Origin of the sequence: Bradyrhizobium japonicum USDA 6, from assembly GCF_000284375.1 — a bacterium.
GTDB lineage: Bacteria > Pseudomonadota > Alphaproteobacteria > Rhizobiales > Xanthobacteraceae > Bradyrhizobium > Bradyrhizobium japonicum.
The window spans coordinates 1,790,636-1,813,097 of record NC_017249.1 but is presented as its reverse complement, the minus strand read 5'-3'; the positions used below and the strand labels follow the sequence as shown (position 1 = coordinate 1,813,097).

18 protein-coding genes are annotated in these 22,462 nt (G+C 65.6%); 11 read left to right on the top strand and 7 right to left on the bottom strand.

The genetic code is table 11. The annotated features are described in order from the left end of the window. Nucleotides 1-6: 6 nt before the first annotated feature. The 3 genes from BJ6T_RS08420 (at nt 7) to wrbA (ending at nt 2,311) form a co-directional block, all read left to right on the top strand. Nucleotides 7-759 carry an SDR family NAD(P)-dependent oxidoreductase gene (locus BJ6T_RS08420; RefSeq protein ID WP_014491884.1) on the top strand — a complete coding sequence of 251 codons (753 nt, stop codon included), beginning with the start codon at nt 7-9 and terminating at the stop codon, nt 757-759. A gap of 50 nt (nt 760-809) precedes the next feature. Next, nucleotides 810-1,508, top strand: coding sequence for a pirin family protein (locus tag BJ6T_RS08415; protein WP_014491883.1), 699 nt, complete (start codon nt 810-812; stop codon nt 1,506-1,508). 203 nt (nt 1,509-1,711) lie between these two features. Then, nucleotides 1,712-2,311 carry an NAD(P)H:quinone oxidoreductase gene (wrbA, locus tag BJ6T_RS08410; protein ID WP_014491882.1) on the top strand — a complete coding sequence of 200 codons (600 nt, stop codon included), beginning with the start codon at nt 1,712-1,714 and terminating at the stop codon, nt 2,309-2,311. A gap of 291 nt (nt 2,312-2,602) precedes the next feature. On the opposite strand, the gene BJ6T_RS08405 is transcribed toward wrbA, so the two are convergent. Beyond that, complete coding sequence (locus BJ6T_RS08405) at nt 2,603-3,487, bottom strand: protein-L-isoaspartate O-methyltransferase family protein (RefSeq protein ID WP_014491881.1); 885 nt, start codon at nt 3,485-3,487, stop codon at nt 2,603-2,605. Nucleotides 3,488-3,600: 113 nt separating this feature from the next. Next, on the bottom strand, nt 3,601-4,077 hold the full coding sequence (locus BJ6T_RS08400; protein WP_014491880.1) for an Lrp/AsnC family transcriptional regulator: 477 nt from the start codon (nt 4,075-4,077) through the stop codon (nt 3,601-3,603). Between the two features lie 122 nt (nt 4,078-4,199). On the opposite strand from BJ6T_RS08400, the gene BJ6T_RS08395 reads away from it, so the two are divergent. Beyond that, nucleotides 4,200-4,739 carry an RBBP9/YdeN family alpha/beta hydrolase gene (locus BJ6T_RS08395; RefSeq protein WP_014491879.1) on the top strand — a complete coding sequence of 180 codons (540 nt, stop codon included), beginning with the start codon at nt 4,200-4,202 and terminating at the stop codon, nt 4,737-4,739. A 21-nt stretch (nt 4,740-4,760) separates the two neighbouring features. Here the strand turns inward: BJ6T_RS08395 and BJ6T_RS47005 are convergent, their stop codons facing one another. The 3 genes from BJ6T_RS47005 to BJ6T_RS08380 form a co-directional block, all read right to left on the bottom strand. Then, on the bottom strand, nt 4,761-5,903 hold the full coding sequence (locus BJ6T_RS47005) for a GNAT family N-acetyltransferase (protein ID WP_014491878.1): 1,143 nt from the start codon (nt 5,901-5,903) through the stop codon (nt 4,761-4,763). 117 nt (nt 5,904-6,020) lie between these two features. Next, on the bottom strand, nt 6,021-7,373 hold the full coding sequence (locus tag BJ6T_RS08385; RefSeq protein WP_014491877.1) for an O-antigen ligase family protein: 1,353 nt from the start codon (nt 7,371-7,373) through the stop codon (nt 6,021-6,023). Between the two features lie 61 nt (nt 7,374-7,434). After that, nucleotides 7,435-8,502: a glycosyltransferase gene (locus tag BJ6T_RS08380; protein ID WP_014491876.1), complete on the bottom strand. Its 1,068-nt coding sequence runs from the start codon at nt 8,500-8,502 to the stop codon at nt 7,435-7,437. Between the two features lie 249 nt (nt 8,503-8,751). Between BJ6T_RS08380 and BJ6T_RS08375 the strand changes: the two genes are divergently transcribed. Continuing rightward, nucleotides 8,752-9,738 carry a glycosyltransferase gene (locus BJ6T_RS08375; protein ID WP_028169931.1) on the top strand — a complete coding sequence of 329 codons (987 nt, stop codon included), beginning with the start codon at nt 8,752-8,754 and terminating at the stop codon, nt 9,736-9,738. A gap of 6 nt (nt 9,739-9,744) precedes the next feature. On the opposite strand, the gene BJ6T_RS08370 is transcribed toward BJ6T_RS08375, so the two are convergent. Continuing rightward, entirely contained in the window at nt 9,745-10,773 is a 1,029-nt protein-coding gene (locus BJ6T_RS08370; protein WP_014491874.1) for a glycosyltransferase family 2 protein, read from the bottom strand. Between the two features lie 396 nt (nt 10,774-11,169). Here BJ6T_RS08370 and BJ6T_RS08365 point away from each other — a divergent pair, with 396 nt between their 5' ends. The 5 genes from BJ6T_RS08365 (at nt 11,170) to BJ6T_RS08345 (ending at nt 17,009) form a co-directional block, all read left to right on the top strand. Next, nucleotides 11,170-11,970 carry a class I SAM-dependent methyltransferase gene (locus BJ6T_RS08365; RefSeq protein ID WP_014491873.1) on the top strand — a complete coding sequence of 267 codons (801 nt, stop codon included), beginning with the start codon at nt 11,170-11,172 and terminating at the stop codon, nt 11,968-11,970. Between the two features lie 282 nt (nt 11,971-12,252). Continuing rightward, nucleotides 12,253-14,631 carry an exopolysaccharide transport family protein gene (locus BJ6T_RS08360; RefSeq protein ID WP_014491872.1) on the top strand — a complete coding sequence of 793 codons (2,379 nt, stop codon included), beginning with the start codon at nt 12,253-12,255 and terminating at the stop codon, nt 14,629-14,631. Beyond that, nucleotides 14,624-15,430 carry a WecB/TagA/CpsF family glycosyltransferase gene (locus BJ6T_RS08355; protein ID WP_014491871.1) on the top strand — a complete coding sequence of 269 codons (807 nt, stop codon included), beginning with the start codon at nt 14,624-14,626 and terminating at the stop codon, nt 15,428-15,430. The genes BJ6T_RS08360 and BJ6T_RS08355 overlap by 8 nt, the downstream gene beginning before the upstream one ends. Nucleotides 15,431-15,449: 19 nt before the next feature. Continuing rightward, nucleotides 15,450-16,442: a UDP-glucose 4-epimerase GalE gene (gene galE, locus BJ6T_RS08350; protein ID WP_014491870.1), complete on the top strand. Its 993-nt coding sequence runs from the start codon at nt 15,450-15,452 to the stop codon at nt 16,440-16,442. 225 nt (nt 16,443-16,667) lie between these two features. Next, nucleotides 16,668-17,009, top strand: coding sequence for a hypothetical protein (locus tag BJ6T_RS08345; protein WP_014491869.1), 342 nt, complete (start codon nt 16,668-16,670; stop codon nt 17,007-17,009). Here the strand turns inward: BJ6T_RS08345 and BJ6T_RS08340 are convergent. Beyond that, entirely contained in the window at nt 16,983-21,098 is a 4,116-nt protein-coding gene (locus BJ6T_RS08340) for a bifunctional diguanylate cyclase/phosphodiesterase (protein WP_014491868.1), read from the bottom strand. The genes BJ6T_RS08345 and BJ6T_RS08340 overlap by 27 nt on opposite strands. A gap of 295 nt (nt 21,099-21,393) precedes the next feature. Between BJ6T_RS08340 and BJ6T_RS08335 the strand changes: the two genes are divergently transcribed. Next, the gene (locus tag BJ6T_RS08335; RefSeq protein ID WP_014491867.1) at nt 21,394-22,446 is read left to right on the top strand and encodes an Ldh family oxidoreductase; all 1,053 of its coding nucleotides are present in this window, start codon (nt 21,394-21,396) and stop codon (nt 22,444-22,446) included. The last annotated feature ends 16 nt before the right edge of the window (nt 22,447-22,462 follow it).

Here is a 22,462-nt window from a genome sequence, read left to right as displayed (position 1 = left end):
AATCCAATGACCAAGAAGCTCTCAGGCAAGGTTGCCCTCGTCACCGGCGGCTCGCGCGGCATCGGCGCGGCCTCGGCCCGCGCTCTCGCCGATGAAGGCGCGGATGTCGCCATCAGCTATGTCGCCTCGCCCGAAAAGGCCGAGGCGGTCGTCGCCGAGCTGAAGGCCCGCGGCGTCAAGGCCCGCGCTTTCAAGGCCGACCAGGCCTCGGCCAAGGACGTGACAGAGCTCGTCAATGACGTCGCCAGGGAATTCGGCCATCTCGACATTCTCGTCAACAATGCCGGCGTTGCCGCCGGTGGTGCGACCGACGATGCCAATGCCGACACTGGTGCGCTGGAACGGCAGGATCAGGTCAACGTGCACGGCGTGATCGCGGCGATCCGCGCTGCCTCGCAATTGATGGGCGAAGGCGGTCGCATCGTCACCGTCGGCTCCATGCTCGCCGACCGCGCCTCGTTCCCGGGCCTTGCCGACTACGTCGCCACCAAGGCGGCCGTCGTCGGTTACACCAAGGGCGCGGCCCGCGACCTCGGCCCGCGCGGCATCACCGTGAACGTGGTGCAGCCCGGCTCGATCAACACCGACATGAATCCGGATGACGATCGCGACTTCGCGGAGGCCCAGCGCAAGCAGCACGCGCTGCAGCGCTTCGGCCGTCCCGAGGAAGTCGCTGCCGGCGTCGTGTTCCTCGCAAGCCCGGAAGCCTCCTTCGTCACTGGCACCGTGCTCAACGTCGACGGCGGGTTCGGCGCCTGATCCAGGCGCCAGCCGTTCAACCCAAAGGATCGCAAAAAGGAATTACGCAGATGATCGAACTCAGACCTTTCGCAAAGCTCGGCGGCGCCGATCACGGCTGGCTCAAGGCCAAGCACCATTTCTCCTTCGCTGGCCACTACGATCCAAACAACATGGGTCACGGCGCCTTGCGGGTGTGGAACGACGACGAGATCGCGCCGAACACCGGCTTTCCCGCCCATCCTCACGCCAACATGGAAATCATCACCTATGTGCGCGAGGGCGCGATCACCCATCAGGACAGCCTCGGCAACGAGGGCCGCACTGAAGCGGGCGACGTGCAGGTGATGAGCGCCGGCAGCGGCATCCGCCACTCCGAATACAATCTCGAGCCGACCGACACGCGCATCTTCCAGATCTGGATCGAGCCGACCGCACGTGGCGGCCAGCCGACCTGGGGTTCGAAGCCGTTTCCGAAAGCGAACCGCTCGGGCCAGCTCGTCACCATCGCGAGCGGGTTCGAGGCCGACAAGGACGCGCTGCCAATCCGCGCCGATGCGCGGGTGCTCGCGACCACGCTGAAGGCCGGCGAGAGCGCCGAGTACGAGCCGCAAAAGTCGCGTCACGTTTACCTGGTGCCGGCGGCAGGTTCAGTGGAAGTCAACGGCGTGCGCGTCAATGCCCGCGACGGTGTCGCGATCCGGGACGAGGACCGCGTGAAGATCACGGCGCTGGAAGACTCCGAGCTCGTGCTGGTCGACGCGGCGTAAGCTCCAACTCCTCACGAAATCGTCATGCCCGGCCTTGAGCCGGGCATCCATCACCTTCGCGAGAGTCCTTCGCCGGGCATCCATCACCTTCGTGAGAGTCCTTGAAGAGATGGATTGCCGGGTCAAGCACGGCAATGACAAACAAGCCGATGAGCCCACCCCATCACTCAACAAAACTCACCCATCACTCAACGGAGACCACCTTGACCAAAGTTCTCGTCCTCTATTATTCCGCCTATGGCCATATCGAAGCGATGGCCAATGCCGTCGCCGAAGGCGCGCGCGAGGCCGGCGCCACCGTCGACATCAAGCGCGTGCCCGAGCTGGTGCCGGCCGAAGTCGCGAAGGCGTCCTATTACAAGGTCGATCAGGCCGCGCCCGTCGCCAAGATCGAGGATCTCGCCAATTACGATGCGATCATCGTCGGCACCGGCACCCGTTTCGGCCGCATGGCCTCGCAGATGGCGAACTTCCTCGACCAGGCCGGCGGGCTCTGGGCCAAGGGCGCGCTGCACGGCAAGGTCGGCGGCGCCTTCACCGCGAGCGCGACCCAGCATGGCGGCCAGGAGACGACGCTGTTCTCGATCATCACCAATTTGCTGCATTTCGGCATGGTCGTCGTCGGCATGAATTACGGCTTTGCCGGCCAGATGAAGCTCGACGAAGTCACCGGCGGCGCCCCCTACGGCGCCACCACGATCACCGGCGGCGACGGCAGCCGCCAGCCCAGCGCCAACGAGCTCGCCGGCGCGCGCTATCAGGGCCGCCAGATCGCGGAGACCGCCAAGAAACTTCACCGCTGAACTTCACGGCTGAACTTCATGGCTGAGCCTCGCAGTCAGGCTTGGCGAACGACTGCATGGCTGATGCGACGGGGGCGGCGTTCTCATTCGGGAATGCCGCCCCATCTACGTGGTCGGGATATTTGACCAAAAGCGATACCAATGGCTTTCGAACTTTTGTTGATCGCACAGATGATCCGCAGGCCTGCGCAGGCGTTGGCGCGGCGCTGGTATTGCCGCAGCCTGTTCCGCGCCTCACGCGGCCGGCTGCAATGCGCCGGGTGCACGAAATCGTAAGGCGTGGGCGATCCGTCACGCCTGCGTGAGGTCGGCGTGGGGCTTGATTGGAACCGTCGGGACGAGCGCCGCAGCGGTCGAAAGCCACCAGCCCTCACCGGCAAACCAGCACGTCTCGTCCGCAGCGCCGCCTCTGCGCAGCGACTGCACGCTCTCCCATCCTTTGGCGAAGGTCTCGGACAATCGCCGGCCGGCATCCGCGTCCTGCAGTCCCGCGCAGCCGATGAATTGGGCTCGACTCAGGAATTTCGCCGGCCAGACCGCGCCCTCCTCCGGGCGCGTGATCATCAACATGCCACCGAGCATGCCCTCCGGCGCCAACGGGAACACCAGCCGGCCGCGGGGCCGCAGCGCATCGAGCCATTGCGTGGCCGGCTGTGCCGCGCCCGCACAGACATAGATCACATTCGCGGCCGGTAAATCGGACGCGATGCCCGAGCGATCTTCCAGCTCGACATGCGGGATGTCCTTCAGATTTTCGCGCGCGAGTGCCGCCAGGCGTTCGTCGATCTCATAGGCATGGACACGGCCCGAAGGTCCCGTGAGCTCGGCGAGAATGGCCGTGTAGTAGCCGCTGCCGGCACCGATCTGGATGACCGTCTCGCCTTCCTTCACGCCGCAGCCGCTGAGCCAATAGGCGTGCGCGCCGGGCATCCCGATATTGAGGCCGCGCGCCGGCTCCAGCGCCAGAAGCGTGTTCTGATAGAGGAAGGCGGGATCGTCGTCGGGCGTCACGACATAGGGATGGCCACCGACGGAGATCGACCACGGTCCGGGTCCGGCGAAGGGTTCGCGCCTGACCGTGCGAAAGGCCTGCTCGATACGGGGATCCGTCGTCTTGGCCGCAGCGCAGATCAACTGCGCATAGAATGCGCGATATTTTGCCGAACGATCTTCCATGCCGCCTCCGGAAAGTGAGGGCGACGATAGCACAACGCGCGCGATCATCGAAGCTCGGCGCAATCGAAGATTTTGTGACAGCCTGGTGACGTGTCGATCGCGCGGGCCACGCCTCAACCGCGTTCGGTCTTCTTCCTGATGAGGTCTTTACCGATCGGTCGCGCCGGCTCGCTCCGCAGCACGAGCGAGGTCGTCACAGCGCCGAAGCCGGCGATACGATCCACGATCGTCTCCAGATCTTCCGGCGCGGGAACCAGCACCTTGAGCACGAAGCAATCATCGCCGGTCACGCGATGGACTTCGACGATGTGCGGAATCTCGCTGAACCGTTTGAGGCAGGTCTTGATGTGCTCATGCGAGGTGCGCAGGCGGACCAGCGCCATCAGGCCGAGCCCTAGCGCGCGCGGATTGATGCGGGCGCCGTAGCCTTCGATAATCCCGGCTTCCTCGAGCCGCTTCACGCGCTCGGAGATGGCCGGCTGAGACAGCCCGACGGAACGGCCGAGCTCGGACAGCGGCACGCGCGCATTGGCCTGCAATGCCTCCAGGATCTTCAGATCCTTGGTGTCAATGCTTCCGAAGCGATCCAAGACAATTCTCCATTCCACCTTGAGATCATCGGCAGATGATCTCTTTTGCCGATCACTTGCCATGTGACGCAGCACCAAGACCGGCCACACTGCACGTTCATCTCAGATATCACGGGACGATCATGCACGACATCATCACCTTGCCCGGCCTCGGCGGCTCCGCAGAAACTCATTGGCAGACACTCTGGGAGCGCAACGATACACGTTTCACGCGGTTTCAGCCGGCGAGCTGGGACCGGCCGGAGCTCGCCGATTGGGAGCAATCCCTGGAGCAGGCGGTCGGGCGCTGCGCGAAGCCGCCGGTGCTGGTCGCACACAGCCTCGCTTGCCTGCTGGTGGCGCACTGGGCCACGCGCTTCCCATCCACGATCGCGGGTGCTTTTCTGGTCGCGGTGCCCGATCCCGATGGCGCCAATTTTCCCGCCGAGGCGGCTGCGTTCAAGCCGGTGCCGGACCGCACGCTGCGCTTCCCCTCGCTCATCATCGCCAGCACCGACGATCCCTTTGGCGGGCTCGATAAGACACAGCAGCGAGCGCGTGCCTGGAAGTCCGGTCTGATCGTGCTGGGCGCCCTTGGCCACATCAATGCGTCGAGCGGGCTCGGCGACTGGCCGCAGGGTCGCGCGCTGCTGGACACCTTCAGTGCCGGCCTTTCGAGATGACGCCGGTACGGACGGCCTCCGTCACCGCGTCTTGCGTATCGCCCGGCTGACGACGGCGGCGAGCCTGGGATAGCGACGCAGGTTCTGCGCGGCATGGTCGCGCCATGCATAGGGAGCGCCGCGCCAGGACAGTGCGATGCTGACGTCGGTCAATGCGACCTTCGCAGCGCCGAAGCGGCGCTTGTAGTCCTGGTTGCCGATGCTGAGATCGAAACGGCGCACGCCCTCTGCATGCAGCGCCGCCATGGTCCGCTCGGTGACGAGCAGCCCCGGCGAGCAGTTCGACCATGAATCGCCGGCGTGGCTGATGCGCAGGAGGAAATAGCTCGCACCAGACCTGACGCCGAACGTGGTCGCGACGACGGCCTCGTCGCAGACCAGCGCCGAGATGACGCCATAGCCTTCCGCGATACCCTGGCGGGCGACCTCGCGATAGAATCGGGCATGAGCGTCGTCGTTGAGGACGAAGCGCGAGCCGAGCTTTCGCATGCGCACCTGCTGCTGGACATCCATCACGTCCAGCAGCTCGCGCGCACGCGCGACGTCCGTGGCGATCTCGAGCCGCGCGCCGGCATGACGGCTGAAGACCCGCCAGCAGCGCGGCATCTGCATGCGCTTGATCGAGGCCCGATAGGCCTCATAGTCGTCGCCCGTCAGCACGAGATTGCCGTTGAGCGAGCAGGATCCGATCCGTCCGAGCGACACCAGCGGGTTCGGCTTGCCGCCGACATGGGCCGGCATCTTCTTCAGCCGCAGCAGATCGAAGCGGTCGGGCAACGCGCGCACCGCATCGACCAGCGCCCTGCCGATCGCATCGGTCGCCGCCGCGTCCAACGCGGCATCGAGCGCCAGGATCGGCGCGTTGTTGTCGGAGACGCCGAGATCGGCGAATTCGACGATGCGGATGCCGCGCCTGATGTGGCTGATCATCGGCACCACCGCGATGTCCTTGCCGGTCGCGGCATCGGAGATCAACGCGATCAGCGGTGCAGAGTCGTGGAACGCCTCGTACCATGCGCCGAGCCAGTAACCGTGCTGGAATGCGGTGCGATGCCCCGCGCTCAGGCGCGATGCGGCCTGCCGCCAGTCACGCACGAAATCGACAGCGATTCCCGACGTGCTGGACACAAGACCATCTGATTGCTCGACGCTGAGAAACGTCATCCGCGGGACATGCGATTACTGAATGTTTCCAGATAGATTATGTTTGTCGCAGACCACAAGTGACGTAGCGGCTTATCGTTAAGCCAACATCACTATCGCTCCGGCTGCGACAAGCTGTCAGCGCTCCGGTTCCGTCTGTTCGACGCATTGGAACCTGGCGAGGAAATGCAGGCCAGCCACTGCAAGCGCGAACATGAACCAGATCGGGTTCTGCCGTTCGAGCAGGAAGGTCTCGGTGGCCCCGTAATACAAGCCGAACAGCCACACGGTGAGGAACAGTTTTGCCAGCGCGCGGCTACGGTTGTGAGCCTGGGCCGACTGGAAATTGCCAAGCGGTGCGAGCACGAAGACGAGAATCACCAGCAATAGCCCCGGCAGGCCGATGGTGACCGCGAGGTCGAGATAGCTGTTGTGGCTATGCGCGGCGGACGTCGCCCATTCGGATCCCTGAGCGGTCTGCCGCGCGGTCACGTCGTCCCAGAACGCCGCATAGCCATGACCGATGATCGGCTTCTCGGCGACGGCCGCGAGCGCGAACTCCCAGATGGCGGAACGGCCGGTGAAGGTGGGATCGAGCGGAAGCAGCCGCGTCAGCGCCCCGAGCGCCGGGCTCAGGACGCTGCCGACCGTCAGCAGGTTCATCACGATCAGCGGCACGAAGCAGATGACCCGCTTCAGCCACAGGCCTGGCGTGACATAGACCAGCGAGGCGAGCGCGTAGATCGCAAGGCACAGCACCGTCGACGTCTTGCCGCCGGTGAAGATCAGGAAGATGCCGGCCAGCGCCGCGATCGCCGGTCCCATCACAAACGAGCCGACGGCGGACAGGTAAATTCCGACATAGACCAGGATGGTCATCACCGGCGAAGCGATGTTCTTGTGGCCGAAGCTGCCGCGCCAGTCGCCGGCAAGCTGCGGCTCGGTGAGGTCGAGGGCGGTGTGCATCGAATATTGCGGCGCGAGGAAGACGCCGAGATAGCACAGCACCAGCAGCACGAGCGCGGCGCCGCCAAGGCACAGGTTGAAGGTCCGCTGTGTCGGCGGCAGCAATGGCAACAGCACTGCGAGCGACGTCACGCTGACCGCCAGCACGAAGCGCTGGATCGAAACGCCGCGGCTCTCGGAGAAGACGATGTTGATCAACAGCCAGCCGACGAGACAAAGATGCAGCGGCGTCACCAGGCTCTTCAGCGCAGGCGCATCGGTGGCGGCGACGAACAACATCGCGACCGCAGCCAGCAGACCCCAGGAGATATAGGTGAGCGCCATGCGCCCGCCGACGACCGTGGTCACATCCTCGTTGCGAAGGTCAGGAAACGGATCGAGCGTGATCAGCACCAGCAGCAGCGCCGCAACCGCGACGAGGCAGCGCGCCGCCTGCGCGGCATTCAGCCCCGCGAGCCCATCGTGCAGCATGTGGCCCAGCGTTCGGGTCTCGACGTCGGTCATGTCAGCGGCGCTGCGATCCATGCGTCGATCCATGCTTCGATCCATGGCTCAAGGCAGGTGGTGAAGCCGGGGAAGCTTTGGTCTAGCCCATCCTTGTTAAGCATCCGTCAACCAATAGGCCCGAGGCCTGCGTTGCCGCCTGCGGGCGCACGATGCTGCGCGCGATCTCGTAATATTGCAGCGCGCGCTGCTCCAGCGTGAGATTGTCGAGCACGAAGCCGCGCGGATCGAACGCATCAGCGGTGCACCCGGCCCAGAAACTGTCCCAGCCCGCCTCGAACCCCGCGATGTCGATGAACTTGGCACCGCAGCGGTCATCCCAATACGGCACCGACGACACCGGCGCGAACTGGACGCGGTGGGGATAATAATCCGGGTCGCGCCACGGGCCGCCGGGATCCCAAGCGAACACCGGCACGCCGCAAGACAGAGCCTGCTGATAGGCGATGCCCTGGCTCTCGTTCTGGCACAGGAAGATCATCGCGCGCGAGCGCGCCAGCGCGGCCTGATAGTCTTCTTCCTTGTAGCTGCCGTAGCGCAATTCCGTGAACGAGCGGCCCTCCTTGAGCAGGCGGGCGCGGACCGGCTCGATCAGCTCCGGCGCATAGCGCTCTCGGTCCCAATGGACCTTGTCGTAGATCAGGACGTCGACGGTCTTTTGCGACGGCGGCGACGGTGCCCAGAGATCCGTGTCGATGCCGATCGGCCAGGCCTCGGTGTCGGGCCAGTACGGCCGGTACATGTCGACATACCAAGGGCCGGGCACCACGACCTTCTTCACCGGCAGCCGCTTGAACAGATCAGGGTCGTCCAGCGGATGATTGTGGGCGGCGACGCCGAGCAGGATCGGATTCTTCCACGCGAACTTGTCGAGCAGGAAGGTGCGGCCGATGATGCAGGCAAGCTCGTCGGGATGCTGCGCGATGTAGCCGTAGTCGTTGACGCGGTAGCGGATGCCGAGCCGGTCGAGCCCTGCGCAGAGATTGAGGAACACGCGAAGCTGCCCGCTCATGCGCGGCTCGCCGAGCAGCATCCGGCGCGCCATGCGCCGCAGATGCCGGTCGCCGGGAAACCAGCGATCGTCCTTGTCCTCGTAGAAGAGGTTGAGGACGATGGCATCGGGGTCGTGTTCGAACGTCTTTGCGGGCACTAGATCCATCCGCGGCAAACAGGTCTGCATTCTCGCATGGGACTGGCTGTCGCACTCTTCCAAATTTGCGACAGGCTTAATGCCCGCGGCTTAACGCTAATTGACGAAACCAGCGGCACGCAGGCCTTCGCGACAACGATTTGGTCGTAATGCGAGTATCATTCGCGGCGGGCCAATGGTGCGATTGATCGCAATGCCAGTCGGCAGATGCGCCCTGGTTAACAGATCCCTAAAAGGCGAGCCGTGGCTCTGATCACCGCCGAAGATGTTCTCGATTTACCGGCGACCTCGCGCGTCGTTCCGGCGCCGCGTCTCCCGCTGCCGGCCGGCTCGACCACATCGGTGTCCGTCGTCATTCCCGCCAAGAACGTTGCAGCCTATATCGGCGAAACCCTCGCCAGCGCACTGGCGCAAGGCGAGATCACCGAAGTGATCGTCGTCGACGACGGCTCGAGCGACGCCACCACGGCCATCGTCCGCGCCATTCGTGATCCGCGGCTGCGCCTGATGACCAACGACTCCGCCGGCGTATCCGCCGCGCGCAATCTCGGCGCACGATATGCGAGCGGCGAATGGCTGCTCTTCCTCGATGCCGACGACCGCCTGCGCCCCGGCGCGGTGGCGGCGCTGCTGGCAGCGGCCCGCGCCGCTCCGCGCGCGGTTCTCGTCTACGGCGACTACAACACGATCGACAGCGAGGGACGGCAGATCGGCCGACGGGGCCTACTGAAGGGACGCCGCAAACCGTCCGGCGACGTGCTAGCGCGGCTCGCGGCCGGCAATTTCATCGTCAATGGCGGCATCGCGCTCGCACGTGCGGAGGCCTTCCGCGCCATCGGCGGCTTCGACACGTCCCTCAGATATTGCGAGGACTGGCATTGCTGGTGCCGCCTCGCCGCTATCGGCGAGTTCGAGTTCGCACCAAAGCTCCTGCTCGACTATCGCCTGCACACCGCCAACACCATGAATGCGGCCGTGCGGACGCCGAAGGACTTCTTCCCCGCGATCGCGCGGGTGTTCGACGATGGGCTGATCCTGGCGAGACTGCCCGAGGGCACGGCGGCCGGGCTGCGCCAGGCCGCCGAGGTCCATCTCGTTACCTATTCGGCGATGCAGGCGGTCCGCTTCGGCCGATATCGCGACGCCTTGGCTTATCTCGGGATGGTCGGCCGGCGCTCGCTCAAAGCGCTGCCGCGCGCCGCGGTCAGGGTCACCCTCGCCTGTTTGGGCATCTGACCCGCGTCAAGATACGATTTTCGACGCTTCATAAGGCTTCGGTGCGAAGCCAAACGCTGCGAGCATGGAGCCAAGCGCGACCAGCGCGGGATGCATGGCGACGACGGCCTTCGACGTCGCGAGCAGACGGGCGGAACGCACCAGCGACAGCGGCAGCCGTCCGAGCATCTGCGCGAACACTCGCGCCCGCGCGGGCGCGCTTCGTGCGGCCTTGTACTGCACGCGATAATTGATGGCGCCAATACGCAGGCCGCGTTTGGCGATCCAGCCGAGGCTGGTGCGGCTTTGCGGCACGGTCTCGGTGATGACCGCCTCTGCCGTCCAGTGGAAGATCATGCCGGCATCGCGGCACCGCACGAAGAAATCGCAGTCGCCGCCGCCGAGGAAGTTGAAGCGCAGGTCGAAGGCGGGACGATGGAACCGCTCGAACGCCGCACGCGTGATCAGGCAGTTGCCACAGCCATAGATCAGCGGCACCGCGCCGCTGTAATCATAGGCGGGACAGAACGCGGGATGACGTGCCAGCCAGGGCTTGCTGTCATCGTCGAAGACCGGCAGCACCGGCCCGCCGACCACGTCGGCGCCGGTCGCCTCCGCAGTGCGAACCATCAGCTCGAGCCAGTCGGGCGAAGCGATCTCGTCGTCGTCGATCATCAGAAAGCGGGTCGCGGCGGGAAACAGCGCCTGCGCCGTCTCGAAGGCGGCGTTGATCGCCTGGCAATTGCCCTGCCGCTTCTCGACCAGGCAAACGCCCTGGAGCCGGCCATCGGCCAGATACTCTGCGGCAACCGGCGTGCTTTCGCGCCCCACCGCGTCGTTCTCGACCATGACCACCGCGAAGGAGCGCGGAGTGCGCTGGCTCGCCAGCGAGTCCAGCGTCAGCCGCAGATGGTACGGGCGACGGAAGCAGGGAATGCAGACGACGATGCCGACCGACAGGTCGATGACGCGCGAGCTCGCCGCGATCTCCCGGTTGGGATCGCGCACGGCATCCGAGATCCGGCCGGCGGAAAGGTCTGTCGGGATCAGTGTCATGGCATCCTAGATGTCCGAGATGTATTGAAAAAGCCCTGCGTCGATCGCGCAGGAATCGACGCTGTCCTGCGACGGCACATCGCCGCGGGGCAGATCAGTCCCAAAATGAACGGCGGGCCCGAGGCTCGCGACGGCGCAACGCCGCCGATCTCCCGCCCTCCAAACGCTTAACCGCTTTTGCGCGTTTCTCCTGCAAGTGCCTGCATACGTGATAGTGCAATTCGCAGTCCATCACGCGGACAACAGCCCAACATGGACAATGCCGTAGTTAACGCCTGCCCGCATTAACCCGACCGTAAGCACCGCGACCGGTGAAGCGGCGCGGCATCGGATTTGCTCTTCGGGCATGCGAGATTTTTCCTGTAAATTTGAGTCGAACAAGCGCGGTCAGAAAAAATGAACAAGCCAGCCTCGATCGATTTCGCGACAGCCACGGCGATCCAAATCCCGGCGGCCAGTGCACGCACCCAGGCGCTGCACGATCTGATCCCCGGCGAAGCCCGCGACAGCCTGCTCGCCGTCCACGACGTGCTGCGCCGCGAACTGCCGCAGGGCCAGCTCGCCACCTATGAGGCCGGCGGTGGCTCGTGCAGCGTCCTGCCACCGGAGTTGCTCGACCGCAGCAAGGTCACCGTCGTCGACATCGACGAAGACCAGGTCCGCAACAACACTTACGCGGACGAGGCGATCCTCGGCGACGTGCAGACTTACAGCTTTGGACGCGAAACCTTCGATCTGGTGATCTGCTACAACGTGATCGAGCATCTGCCCCATGTCGATGCCGCACTCCTGAATTTCCGCGACGCGCTCAAGTCCGGCGGAATGATCCTGATCGGCGCGCCCAATCCACGCTCGTTGTCGGGCGTCGTCACCAAATACTCGCCGCACTGGTTTCACGTCTGGTTCTACCGGAATATCCGTGGCATCAAGGATGCCGGCCTGCCCGGAGAGCCGCCGTTCCCGACCTTCTTCCATCCGCTGGTGACGCTGCCGCGACTCGAAGCATTCGCCGCGGCCAACGGCCTCGAGATGATCTACCGCCGCGAGGTCGAGAGTCCGCGCTATCCCGAGATGCGCCGGCGCAAGCCGCTGTTCGCCGCTCTGGTCGATACCGCCGCCGCCGTGATGAACGCCGTGCTGCCGGGCGGGATCGACGTTCGCCGCGGTGACTACCACGTCATCCTGCGGAAGCGCTGACAATCATGGCACGCGCGCGGTCCATCGCAGGACGAGCGAAGCCTGGCGGCCTCGCTGCGCGCGGTAACGAACCATTAATTCCTTGGGGACCTCAGCGTCACCGCGACGCGTCGAAGAGCGGCATACGCTTAAACGCTTTGTTTGCCATTTCGGTGAATAGTCCCTCAATGAGTATGGTTAATTTTCCCTGTTGCGTTGATTGGGCACCTATATCCCGGGTGCGTGGCGTGAAGCGAAGAGTAACCCCTCAGCCCGCGGTCGTTGGAATGAAAGCTGGGGACTATGCTTGACTACAACCAGCCGATAGATCGGGCCGGACCGGAGGCCCCGCAGCAGAAGTCTCAAGCCGGCTTCAACGTGCTGGAGCTCGTCAATCTGCTCTGGCGGCGGAAGATCGCGATTGCCGCTGCCGCGCTCCTCGGTGCGACGCTTGCCGTCACCGTGGGCAAGAGCGTGACGCCGCGTTACACCGCCACCGCCCAGCTCTACGTCGACCCGCGCGAGCTTCAGCTCGTCGATCGCGAGCTCACGCCGCGTGCGCAGGACGTCTCCGGCATGGCGATGGTGGTGGAGAGCCAGGCGCGCCTGATTACCTCGAACAGCGTGCTGCTCCAGGTGATCCAGCAGGCCAATCTAGACAAGGACCCCGAATTCGGCGGCGGCGGTGATGCCAGGAGCCTGATGTCGTCGCTGCTCGGCCTGATCGGCCTTCAGCCCCGCGCGCCCTCCGCTGCGGAGACGAAGGAAGTGCAGCTCGCGGCGCTCGATGCGCTGAACAGGCACATCACGGTCCGCAAGACCGAGAAGAGCTTCATCGTCGACATCGAGGTCTGGTCGACCGATCCGGCGAAGGCGGCGATGCTCGCCAACACACTGACCAGCGCCTACCTCGCCGAATCCCGCAACTCGCAGGCTTCGGCCGCGCGACGCGCCACCAACGATCTCTCCGGGCGCCTGAAGGAGCTACGCGAGCGGCTGCGCAGCGCCGAGACCGCGCTCGCCACCTACAAGGCCCAGAACAATTTCGTCGGCACCCAGGACGCGCTGATCAGCGACCAGCAGCTCTCCGCCAGCAACCAGCGGCTTTCCGCGGCCCGCGCGGCGACCATGGACGCACAGGCGCGGCTCGACCAGATCGAGGCGAGCCGGCGCACCGCTGCCGATGCCGGCGCGAATTCGGAAGCGCTGCAATCGCCGACCATCGCGAACCTGCGCGCCCAATATGCCGACGCCCGCAAGAAATATGCGGAGCAGGCCGGCGAGCTCGGCCCGCGGCATCCGGCGCTGCGCCAGACCGAGAAGCAGGTCGAGGATCTCAAGCGCACCATCAACGAAGAGATCGATCGCTTCGCGCAGTCCGCCAAGAACGATCTGACGCGCGCCCGCGACTTTGAAGCCTCGCTCAACCGGGCGCTGGAAGCGCAGAAGCGGCAGAGCGTCCAGCTCAGCCAGGCCGCCGTGCGCCTGCGCGAGCTCGAACGCGAGGCCGATGCCAGCCGCGACGTCTATCAGTCCTTCCTCAAGCGCTCGCGCGAGACCGAGGAGCAGGAGACCCTGAACACCTCGGCGGCCCGCGTCATCGGCGAAGCCACCGTGCCGCAGCGGCGCTCGTTCCCGCCGGCGATGAGCATGTTCGCCATGATCGGCTTCATCTTCGGCGCGCTCGCTGCCGCAAGCTGGTTCGTCGCGGCCGAGCTGCTGTCCGCCGGTGCGACCGCGCCGGCAGCGCCCTCACCGGTGCGCCGTGAACGCACGCCGGCACCGCGGGCTCCGCGAGCGCCGGAGGTTTCGCGGACACCGGAGATAGCCCAGCCGCAGCCGGCTCCGCGAGCTCCGGAGGTTGCGCAATCTCTACCGGAGCTGGCCGCGCCATCGCTGCAGCCTGAGATGGACGAAAATACGCTGATCGGAAAGCCGCTGATCGCGCGCCTCCAGGAGGCCGACGTCATTCACACGCTCGGCGCGATCCTCGCTACCGGCGGCGGCGTCGATCTGACCCGGCTGGGCTGGCCGACGCTGCGCCCCGGCTTTCCGCTGACGACGCTGCTCAACACCTGGCGCGACATGCGCACTGCCGTGGCCCGGCGTGCCGGCGGCAAGGCCATGCCGGTCATCGCGCTCGTCGGCGCGGGCGAGACCACCGGGCGCAGCGTGACCGCGCTGAATTTCGCGCTCGCGGCCGCGCGCGACGGCGCCCGCGTGCTGATGATCGATGCCGACCATCAGGCACACTCGCTCTCGAACAAGGTGAGCCGCCCCGGCAAGAGCGAGCCGAGCCGGCTCGGCTGGCTCTCCATCGGCAGCAAGGCCGCGCGCGAGATCAAGACGGTCAACGGCATCTCGGTGCTGCCGGCCGCCGACGGCGATGCCGGCAAGGCGACTGAGGCCATGCGCAAGGCCATCGAGCAGGCGCGCGCCGCCGGCGGCTACGATCTCGTGATCCTCGACGGCCCCATGACGCCGCTTGGTGCGGCCAGCCGCAAGCTGCTCGACGACGCCGACGCGCTGGTGGCGGTGCTGCCGACCAGCCTCGACATCAACGACGGCCTGGAAGAAATCCTGAACACGCTCGGCCGCGCCGAGCGCAAGCTCGTCGGCGTCGTGCTCGACGAGCTCACCCCCGCAACTCAAGCGCGCCAGCGAGGCAGACAATATGCTTGAGCGCCGCGTCAATCTGGACGGCCGGGCCGCAACCGCCGACGTGCCGCGGATCACCGTCGGCGGCCTTCGCATGGCCGCGCTCGACCTGGAAGCGACCGCCGACTTCATGATCGAGGCCACCGATCCCAGACATCGCATCGGCCGTCCGCTGTACCTGACCTCGGCCAATGGCGAGGTGCTGGCGCGCTGCTCGACCGAGCCGCAGACCGAGCGCCTGTTCCGCGCCGCCGATTTGATCAATGCCGACGGCCAGCCGCTGGTCGCGGCGTCAAAGCTGCAATCCTGGTTTCCGCTGCCGGAGCGCGTCGCGACCACCGATTTGTTCCACGTGGTTGCGCGCAAGGCCGAAGCCGTCGGCCGCACCTTCTACATGTTCGGCGCCAGCGAGGAAGAGAACGCCGCGGCGGTCGCGAATGTCCAGCGGCTGTATCCGAACCTCAAGATCGTGGGGCACAGCCACGGATATTTCCGCGGCGACGCCCTGCGCGCGAAAGTCGAGGAGATCAACGCGCTCGCCCCGGATTATCTCTGGGTCGCGCTCGGCGTGCCCAATGAGCAGGCATTCGTCGAGGAATACACGCCGCTGCTGACCAATGTTGGCGTTATCAAGACATCCGGCGGCTTGTTCAACTTTTTATCGGGCAGCCGGTCCCGCGCGCCGCAATGGATGCAGAAGATCGGACTCGAATGGGCCTGGCGCACATGGCTCGAGCCGCGCCGCCTGCTCTGGCGCTATTTGACCACCAACCCTCGCGCGCTCTATCTTCTCTTCAGCCGCAAACGGCCTTCCAATCGCTGAGAGAAGAGTAGAAGACGACATGACCGACCGACCGACCGTCCTCGTCACAGGGGGCGCGGGCTATATTGGCTCGCATGCCTGCCGCGCACTGTCTGCCGCCGGCTATCAGCCCGTCGTTTATGACAATCTCTCGACAGGCCATCGCAGCTTCGTCGCCGGTCCGCTGGTGACGGGCGACCTGCTCGACGGCGCCGCGCTGGCGCGCGCCTTCGCCGACCATGAGGTCACGGCGGTGATGCATTTCGCGGCGGCAAGCCTCGTCGGCGAGTCCATGACCGACCCGCAGAAATACTACATCAACAACGTCCAGGGCACGCTGTCGCTGCTGCAGGCGATGCGCAACGCGGGCTGCCAGCGCATCGTGTTCTCCTCGACCGGCGCCGTCTACGGCAACGCCGATTCCAAGGAGCTGCCGGAGGACTTCCCCTGCGCGCCGATCAATCCCTACGGCGCGTCGAAATGGATGATCGAGCGCATGCTCGCCGATTATCGCGCAGCCTACGGCTTCGGCGCGTTCTGCCTGCGCTATTTCAACGCCAGCGGCGCCGACCCGGCCGGCGGCATCGGCGAGTTGCGTGACAACGAAACGCATCTCATTCCGCGCGCCATGATGGCGCTGCAGGGCCATGTCGACTTCGCCGTGTTCGGCGACGATTACGACACGCCCGACGGCACCGCGATCCGCGACTACATCCACGTCACCGACCTCGCGGCGGCGCATGTCGCAGCACTGAAGCTCCTGGAAACGGGACATGCCGGCGGCAGCTTCAATCTGGGCACCGGCTCCGGCTTTTCGGTCCGCGAGATCCTGAACGCCATCAGGCAGGAGACCGGGCGCGAGGTGCCGCACACCATGAAGCCGCGTCGCGCCGGCGATCCCACCTATCTGGTCGCCGATGCCTCCGCCGCGCGAAACGTGCTGAACTTCGTGCCGCGCCATTCCGATCTAAAGACGGTGATCCGGACTGCCTGGGCCTGGCACCAGACAGCGCACCCGCTCAGAACGCGCTAGACGGGCCCGTATTGCGACTTGCCGGTCGGGCCCCTGAGCGGCTAAAGAGATGGTCACAGCCGGCGGCGGCGTATGTCCCGACCGCCGCATGTTGCTCTTATGGCCGCCAATGGAAGCGGCACGTGAGGCTCCGCCAATAGCGCGAGCCTGTTCTTCACAGCGAAGGCCACGATCGAGTCCGGGCATCGGCCTGCTTTCAGGCGCAGCCCAGGGAGCACGGAGCGAATGCACCAGGCCGCAAGCCTGCAATTCGAGCGCGTGATGGACGAGCTCGTCCTATGGCACGCCGTGCCGGAGGACGAGCGCTCGCCGGCACCGGCCTGGTGGTGGGGACCGGCGATGGCGGTGGTCGACGTGCACGAGCCGATGCGACAGGTGTGGTGTTGCGAGCTGGGCCTCGGCGACGGCTCAAGCTTTGCCGAAGGTGCGCATGCCCTCCTCGAGCTGTTCACCGAGCAAACCTCGCAGCCCTGGCCGGATGATTTTCCGCGCAAAGCGGAGGTCAAGCAAGACAACGTCCGCGAGCTGCACCCGCAGCCGTCAGATGACAGCGCGTTTCAGCCGTAACGCCGCGGCCTCGGTCGCAGCGAGGTCCTGCTCCGGCTGGAGCGGAGGTGCGACAGGCAGCTCCATCGGCCGCAGCAGCTCGGCCATCTGCCGCGCCGGCACCGGCTTGGAGATGAGGAAGCCCTGCATCTCGTCGCAGCCATGGGCGCGCAGGAACGCCTCCTGCTCGGCGTTCTCGACGCCTTCGGCGACCACGGTCATGCCGAGCGCCTTACCCATGCTGATGATCGCCTGCGCGATCGCCTGGTCCTCCGAATCCTGCGGCAGGTCGCGCACGAAGGAGCGGTCGATCTTGATGGTATCGATCGGGAAATGCTTCATCAGCGACATCGACGAATAGCCGGTGCCGAAATCGTCGATGGCGAGACGGATGCCGCGGCTCTGGATGGCGTCGAGCACCTTCAGCGCGCGACCGACATTGCGCATCATCATGCTCTCGGTGACCTCGAGCTGGAGCAGCACCGGCGACATGCCGGAGGCCGCCAGCGCCTCGTCGACGTCCTGCAGCAGATGTTCGTCGACAAACTGCCGCGGCGACAGGTTGACCGCCATCGACACCGGCAACAGGCCGCGGCGCTGCCAGGCCATGGCCTGCGCGCAGGCCTCTTTCACCACCCAGCGGCCGATCGGCACGATCAACCCGGTCTCTTCCGCAAGCGGAATGAACTGCGCCGGCGAGATGCTGCCGAGATCCGGGTGCGTCCAGCGCAGCAGCGCTTCCACGCCGGTGATCTGGCCGGTCTCCATGTCCACCTTGGGCTGGTAGTTCAGCGAGAACTGCTCGCGCTCCAGCGCCCGGCGCAGCGCGCTCTCGAGCGACAGCCGCTCGATCGACTGCGTCTTCACCTCCTTGGAGAAGAAGCGGTAGCCGTTCTTGCCGTCTTCCTTGGCGAGATACATCGCCATGTCGGCGTTCTTGGTCAGCGTCTGAACGTCGGAGCCGTTGGCCGGATACATCGCGATGCCGATCGAGGCCGTGGTGTGGCATTCGTGGCCGGCCAGCTCCATGGGCTCGGCGAGCGCCACGAGCAGCCCGGTCGCGATGCGCTGGACGTCGTCGATCTCACCGCACTGGTCGAGGATCACCACGAACTCGTCGCCGCCGAGGCGCGCGACCACGTCGGTTTCCCGCAGCGCACCGCGCAGCCGGCTCCCCACCTCGAGCAGGAGCAGGTCGCCGGCCTCATGGCCGAGCGAATCGTTGATGACCTTGAAGCGGTCGAGATCGATGAACAACACCGCGAAACGGTGATCGTGGCGCTGAGCTTGGTCGATCGCCTCCCGCAACAGCCCGTTGAAGGTCTCGCGGTTCGGCAAGTCGGTCAGGCTGTCATGCGAGGCGAGGTATTCGATCCGCTCGTCGGCCTCGTTCTTCTCGTCGGCGCGATCGAAATTCTCCATCGCGAAGGAGACGTTATCGGCGAGGCGCTGCAACAGCTCGACGAACTCGGCTGTGAAGGTCTCCTGCTCGGTCGACATGTAGATCATGACGCCGACGGGCTGGCCGTGCGTGATCAGCGGGAACGCCGCGCCGGAGCGCGCGGCGTCGCCTTGCAGAACGGCATGGAAAGCGCTCACACGGCTGTCGTTGACATAGTCGTTGCTGACACAGGGCTGCCGGGTGCGGAACGCGGTGCCGCTCATGCCGCGCCCCTCGGGCCGGTCGGCGTCGATGGAGAGACGAACGTTCCTCGTGGTCTCCGCGGACGGCCCGGCGGCCGCGACGATCGCGAGCTGGTCGCTGTCGGCCTTGGCGAGCGCAATGGTCGTCGAGGTGAACTTGCCGCCGGTGGACGCGGCCTGACACACCAGCTCGAACAGCTCGGTGCGCGACTTGGCCCGCACGATCGCCTCATTGGTGGCGCTCAGCGCGGCGAACATGCGCGTCAGGCGCTCCTTCTGCGCCTCGGCCCGTGACCGCTCCTCGGCCCGGGCGAAATTGTCGAGCGCAAAGGAGACGTTCTCCGCGAGGCGCCCCAGCAACTGGATGAGGTCAGGCGTGAAAGTGCCTTCGTCCGGCGAAAGGAACAGAAGGACGCCGACGGCATCGGTGCCGTTCTTCAGCAGCGGAAAGCAGCCGCCGGATTTGGTCCCGTGATCCCGCGCGATTCGACGCCAGTGCGTCGCACGAACGTCCGTGAGGAGCTCGTTCGCGACGCAAGGTGCCTTGGTGCGAAATGCGGTGCCGGCGAGCCCCCGTCCCTCGGGCTCATCGGCGGATGTCGCGAACCGCCAGTTCTCGACGTGACTGCGGCACTCGCCCTTGGTGACGGCGATGTCGAGATAGCGCCCCGTCGGATCGACCAAGGCGATGGTGGCAGACGTGAACGTGCCGCCGAGCACGGCGGCCTCGCACACGGCTTCGAACAACTCGGCGCGGGATTTCACGCGCATGATCGCTTCGTTGGTCGCGCTCAGCGCCTCCAACATGCCCCGAAGACGGTTGCGCTGCATTTCGGCCTTCGCCTTCTCGTCGGCGCGATCGAAGTTCTCGAGCGCGAAGGCGACATTGGCCTGGAGTCGTTGCAGCAGCTCGACGAATTCGGGCGTGAACGTGCCGCGCTCCGGCGAGTTGAAGAGGAAGACGCCTTCGACCCTGTCGCCATTGAACAGCGGCAGCGCCGCGGAGGATCCGATCCCGTTGCGGCGGGCGTTGGCCTGCCAAGGCTTGATCCGGTCGTCGGACAGCACGTCGTTGCTGAGGCAGGGCTGGCGCGTCCGGAAGGCAGTCCCGGTCAGCCCGCGCCCCTCGGGCATCTGGTCGGAGGTGGAGAACTTGAAGGTGCGGACCATCTCCGCGTTCGGCCCGTAACAGGCGACGACGCGGAGCAGCTCGGCATGGTGATCGACGAGTGCGATGGTGGCCGAGGTGAATTTGGCGCCTTTCGCCGTCGCTTCGCAAACGAGGTCGAAGAGCTCGGCCCGCGAGCGTGCGCGCAGGATCGCCTCGTTGGTCGCGCTCAGCGCCGCGTACATGCGCGCCAGGCGGTCTTCCTCCTCGGCGATCCGCGCCTTCTCGGCCTCACGGTCGAAATTGTCGATCGCGAAGCAGACGTTCTCGGCGATGCGCAGCATCAGCGCGACAACTTCCTCGTCCTTCGCCCAGGACTGGCTGAGGAAGGACAAGATGACGCCGATGCTTCGGCCATGCTGGATCAGGGGAGCCGCGATACAGGCGGCAACGCCCGTGTTGACATTGGCCTGCTCCCACGGCGTCCCCTTGGTGCGACGCGCGAGATCGCGTTCGACAAACGGCTTCTGGGTGCGAAACACCTCGCCGGAGATGCCGCGACCGTAAGGATTCTCGGGATCGACGGAGTAGCGGGTCCGGGCCACGATCTCCAGATTCTCACCGGTACCGGCGACCGGCTTCAGCCAATGCGAGTCCTGCTCCTTCAGCAGAACGAAGGTCGCCAGCGACTTGCCGCCGTGCACCGAGGCGTCGCACACGAGCTGATACAATTCATACTCGGTCTTCGCGCGCAGGATGGCTTCGTTGGTCGCGCTGAGCGCGCCAAACATGCGGTTGAGCCGTCGCGTCGCCCGCTCGCTGGTCTGCCGCGCGGTCTCGCGCGCGAAATTGTCCAGCGCATATGAGATGTTGGCCGACATGCGCTCGAACAGCGACACCATCTGCTCGTCCAGCGAGCCGGCCTCGCTGCGGGTCACAAAGAGCACGCCGACGCTCTTGCCGTTGCAGAGCAACGGCAGCGCCGCAGCCGCGCCGATGTGGGCCTTGGCTGCGCCCTCGCGCCACGCCAGCGAGCGATGATCATTCAGGTAATCGTTGCTGATGCTCAGCTTCTGATCGCGAAAGGCTTCGCCGCCAACACCCGACCCTTCGGGTGTGTCGGCTTCCGTCGTAATCACGATGGAGCGCAGCCGCGCAACGTCATCGCCGCAACCGGCCGCAAAGCACAGCCGCCGGCCATCCGGCTCTACCAGAAACACGGCAACGGCCAGAAAGTCTCCGCTCGAAAACCCGGCGTCGCAGACCTTCTGGTACAGCTCGTCCGGCGATTTCGCGTAGAGGATCGCTTCGTTGATGGCACTCAACGCTGCAAAGGTGCGCGCGAGGGTCGTCTGCACGGTCTCAGCTCCCGGGCATTTCTGCCTAATTCTCCCGGGTACTTTATGAACGGCGACGGCCTAAGTGGTCGTTATTGCGCGCTGCAAACCCGCGATCAAAGTGAACGAGCTGCGAACGGCCGGCGCCAAACTGTCGGGAATGCCGCCGCACGGGAGGATTCTCCGGCCAAAGGCGCGCTCTCGTTACGAATTTGCAGCCCTGTATTGGTTTACGGGAGATTGATATCGCTCCCACGCTTTGAGACGATGGCTCCCAACAAGCAGCCCGTTAAGGGCACAATGCCGAGGGAACGCCATGCCCATCGTCAAGACAGACCGCCTCACGCTCATCAGCGCCGCGCTGCTCCGCGCCGCCGGAGCTTCCGAGGAAGAGGCCGATGCGGTGGCCACGGGCTGCGTCAACGCCAACCTCGCCGGCCACGACTCCCACGGCGTAATCGCGGTTCCGACCTACATCGACCGCATCAAGGCCGGCCACATCGTGCCCGGCGCCAAATGGACCATCGTCCAGGAATCGCCGACCACGACCGTGATCGACGGCCAGTGGGGGTTCGGCTTCCACGTCAACGCCAAGGCGATGGCGCTGACGATCGAAAAAGCGAAGACGGCGAATGTCGCCGCCTGCACCGTGTTCCGGCAAAGCCATGTCGGCCGCCTCGCCGCCTATCCGTTGATGGCGATGCGCGAAGGCATGATCGGGATTGCGACGGCGGATTCCGGCCGCTCGCCGAAGCACGTCGCACCGTTCGGCGGCAAGGAGGCCCGGCTCGGCACCAACCCGATCTCGATCGCGGTGCCGTCCGATCTCGATGCGCCGTTCTATCTGGACATGGCAACCTCGGCGGTGGCGGCCGGCAAGATCCAGCTCGCGGTCGCCCGCGGCGAGGAGATTCCGATGGGGTGGATCATCGATGCCGAGGGACGGCACACCACCGACCCCACGCAATATCGCAAAGGCGGCGCGCTGCTGCCGCTCGGCGGCACCGAAGGCTACAAGGGCAGCGGCCTCGCCGCCATGGTCGAGGTGCTGTGCGGCCTGCTCACCGGTCTCGGCTTCGGCGTCGAACCGACCGGCCGTCACAATGACGGCTGCTTCATGGCGGTGTTCAACGTCGCCGCGTTCCGCCCGCTGAAGGAATTCAAGCGCGAGGTCGCCGAATTCGCGCGCTATCTGAAATCGACGCCGCCCTCCGAAAGCAGCAAGGGCGTGTACTATCCCGGCGAAATCGAGGGGTTGCGCGAGCAGCAACGCCTGCGCGACGGCATCGAGATCGAGGATGCGACCTGGGAAAAGCTGCGCGCGCTGGCGGGCGAGTACCGGCTCGACACGGTCCTCGATCTGGCCTGACGGAATTTGGGAGAAC

Coding starts and splice junctions, on each gene's coding strand:
- BJ6T_RS08420 (WP_014491884.1), top strand. CDS start 7: ATGACCAAGAAGCTCTCAGGCAAGGTTGCCCTCGTCACCGGCGGCTCG.
- BJ6T_RS08415 (WP_014491883.1), top strand. CDS start 810: ATGATCGAACTCAGACCTTTCGCAAAGCTCGGCGGCGCCGATCACGGC.
- BJ6T_RS08405 (WP_014491881.1), bottom strand. CDS start 3,487: ATGGAAGATCGTTCGGCAAAATATCGCGCATTCTATGCGCAGTTGATC.
- BJ6T_RS08395 (WP_014491879.1), top strand. CDS start 4,200: ATGCACGACATCATCACCTTGCCCGGCCTCGGCGGCTCCGCAGAAACT.
- BJ6T_RS47005 (WP_014491878.1), bottom strand. CDS start 5,903: ATGACGTTTCTCAGCGTCGAGCAATCAGATGGTCTTGTGTCCAGCACG.
- BJ6T_RS08385 (WP_014491877.1), bottom strand. CDS start 7,373: ATGGATCGCAGCGCCGCTGACATGACCGACGTCGAGACCCGAACGCTG.
- BJ6T_RS08370 (WP_014491874.1), bottom strand. CDS start 10,773: ATGACACTGATCCCGACAGACCTTTCCGCCGGCCGGATCTCGGATGCC.
- BJ6T_RS08365 (WP_014491873.1), top strand. CDS start 11,170: ATGAACAAGCCAGCCTCGATCGATTTCGCGACAGCCACGGCGATCCAA.
- BJ6T_RS08360 (WP_014491872.1), top strand. CDS start 12,253: ATGCTTGACTACAACCAGCCGATAGATCGGGCCGGACCGGAGGCCCCG.
- BJ6T_RS08355 (WP_014491871.1), top strand. CDS start 14,624: ATGCTTGAGCGCCGCGTCAATCTGGACGGCCGGGCCGCAACCGCCGAC.
- galE (WP_014491870.1), top strand. CDS start 15,450: ATGACCGACCGACCGACCGTCCTCGTCACAGGGGGCGCGGGCTATATT.
- BJ6T_RS08345 (WP_014491869.1), top strand. CDS start 16,668: ATGCACCAGGCCGCAAGCCTGCAATTCGAGCGCGTGATGGACGAGCTC.
- BJ6T_RS08335 (WP_014491867.1), top strand. CDS start 21,394: ATGCCCATCGTCAAGACAGACCGCCTCACGCTCATCAGCGCCGCGCTG.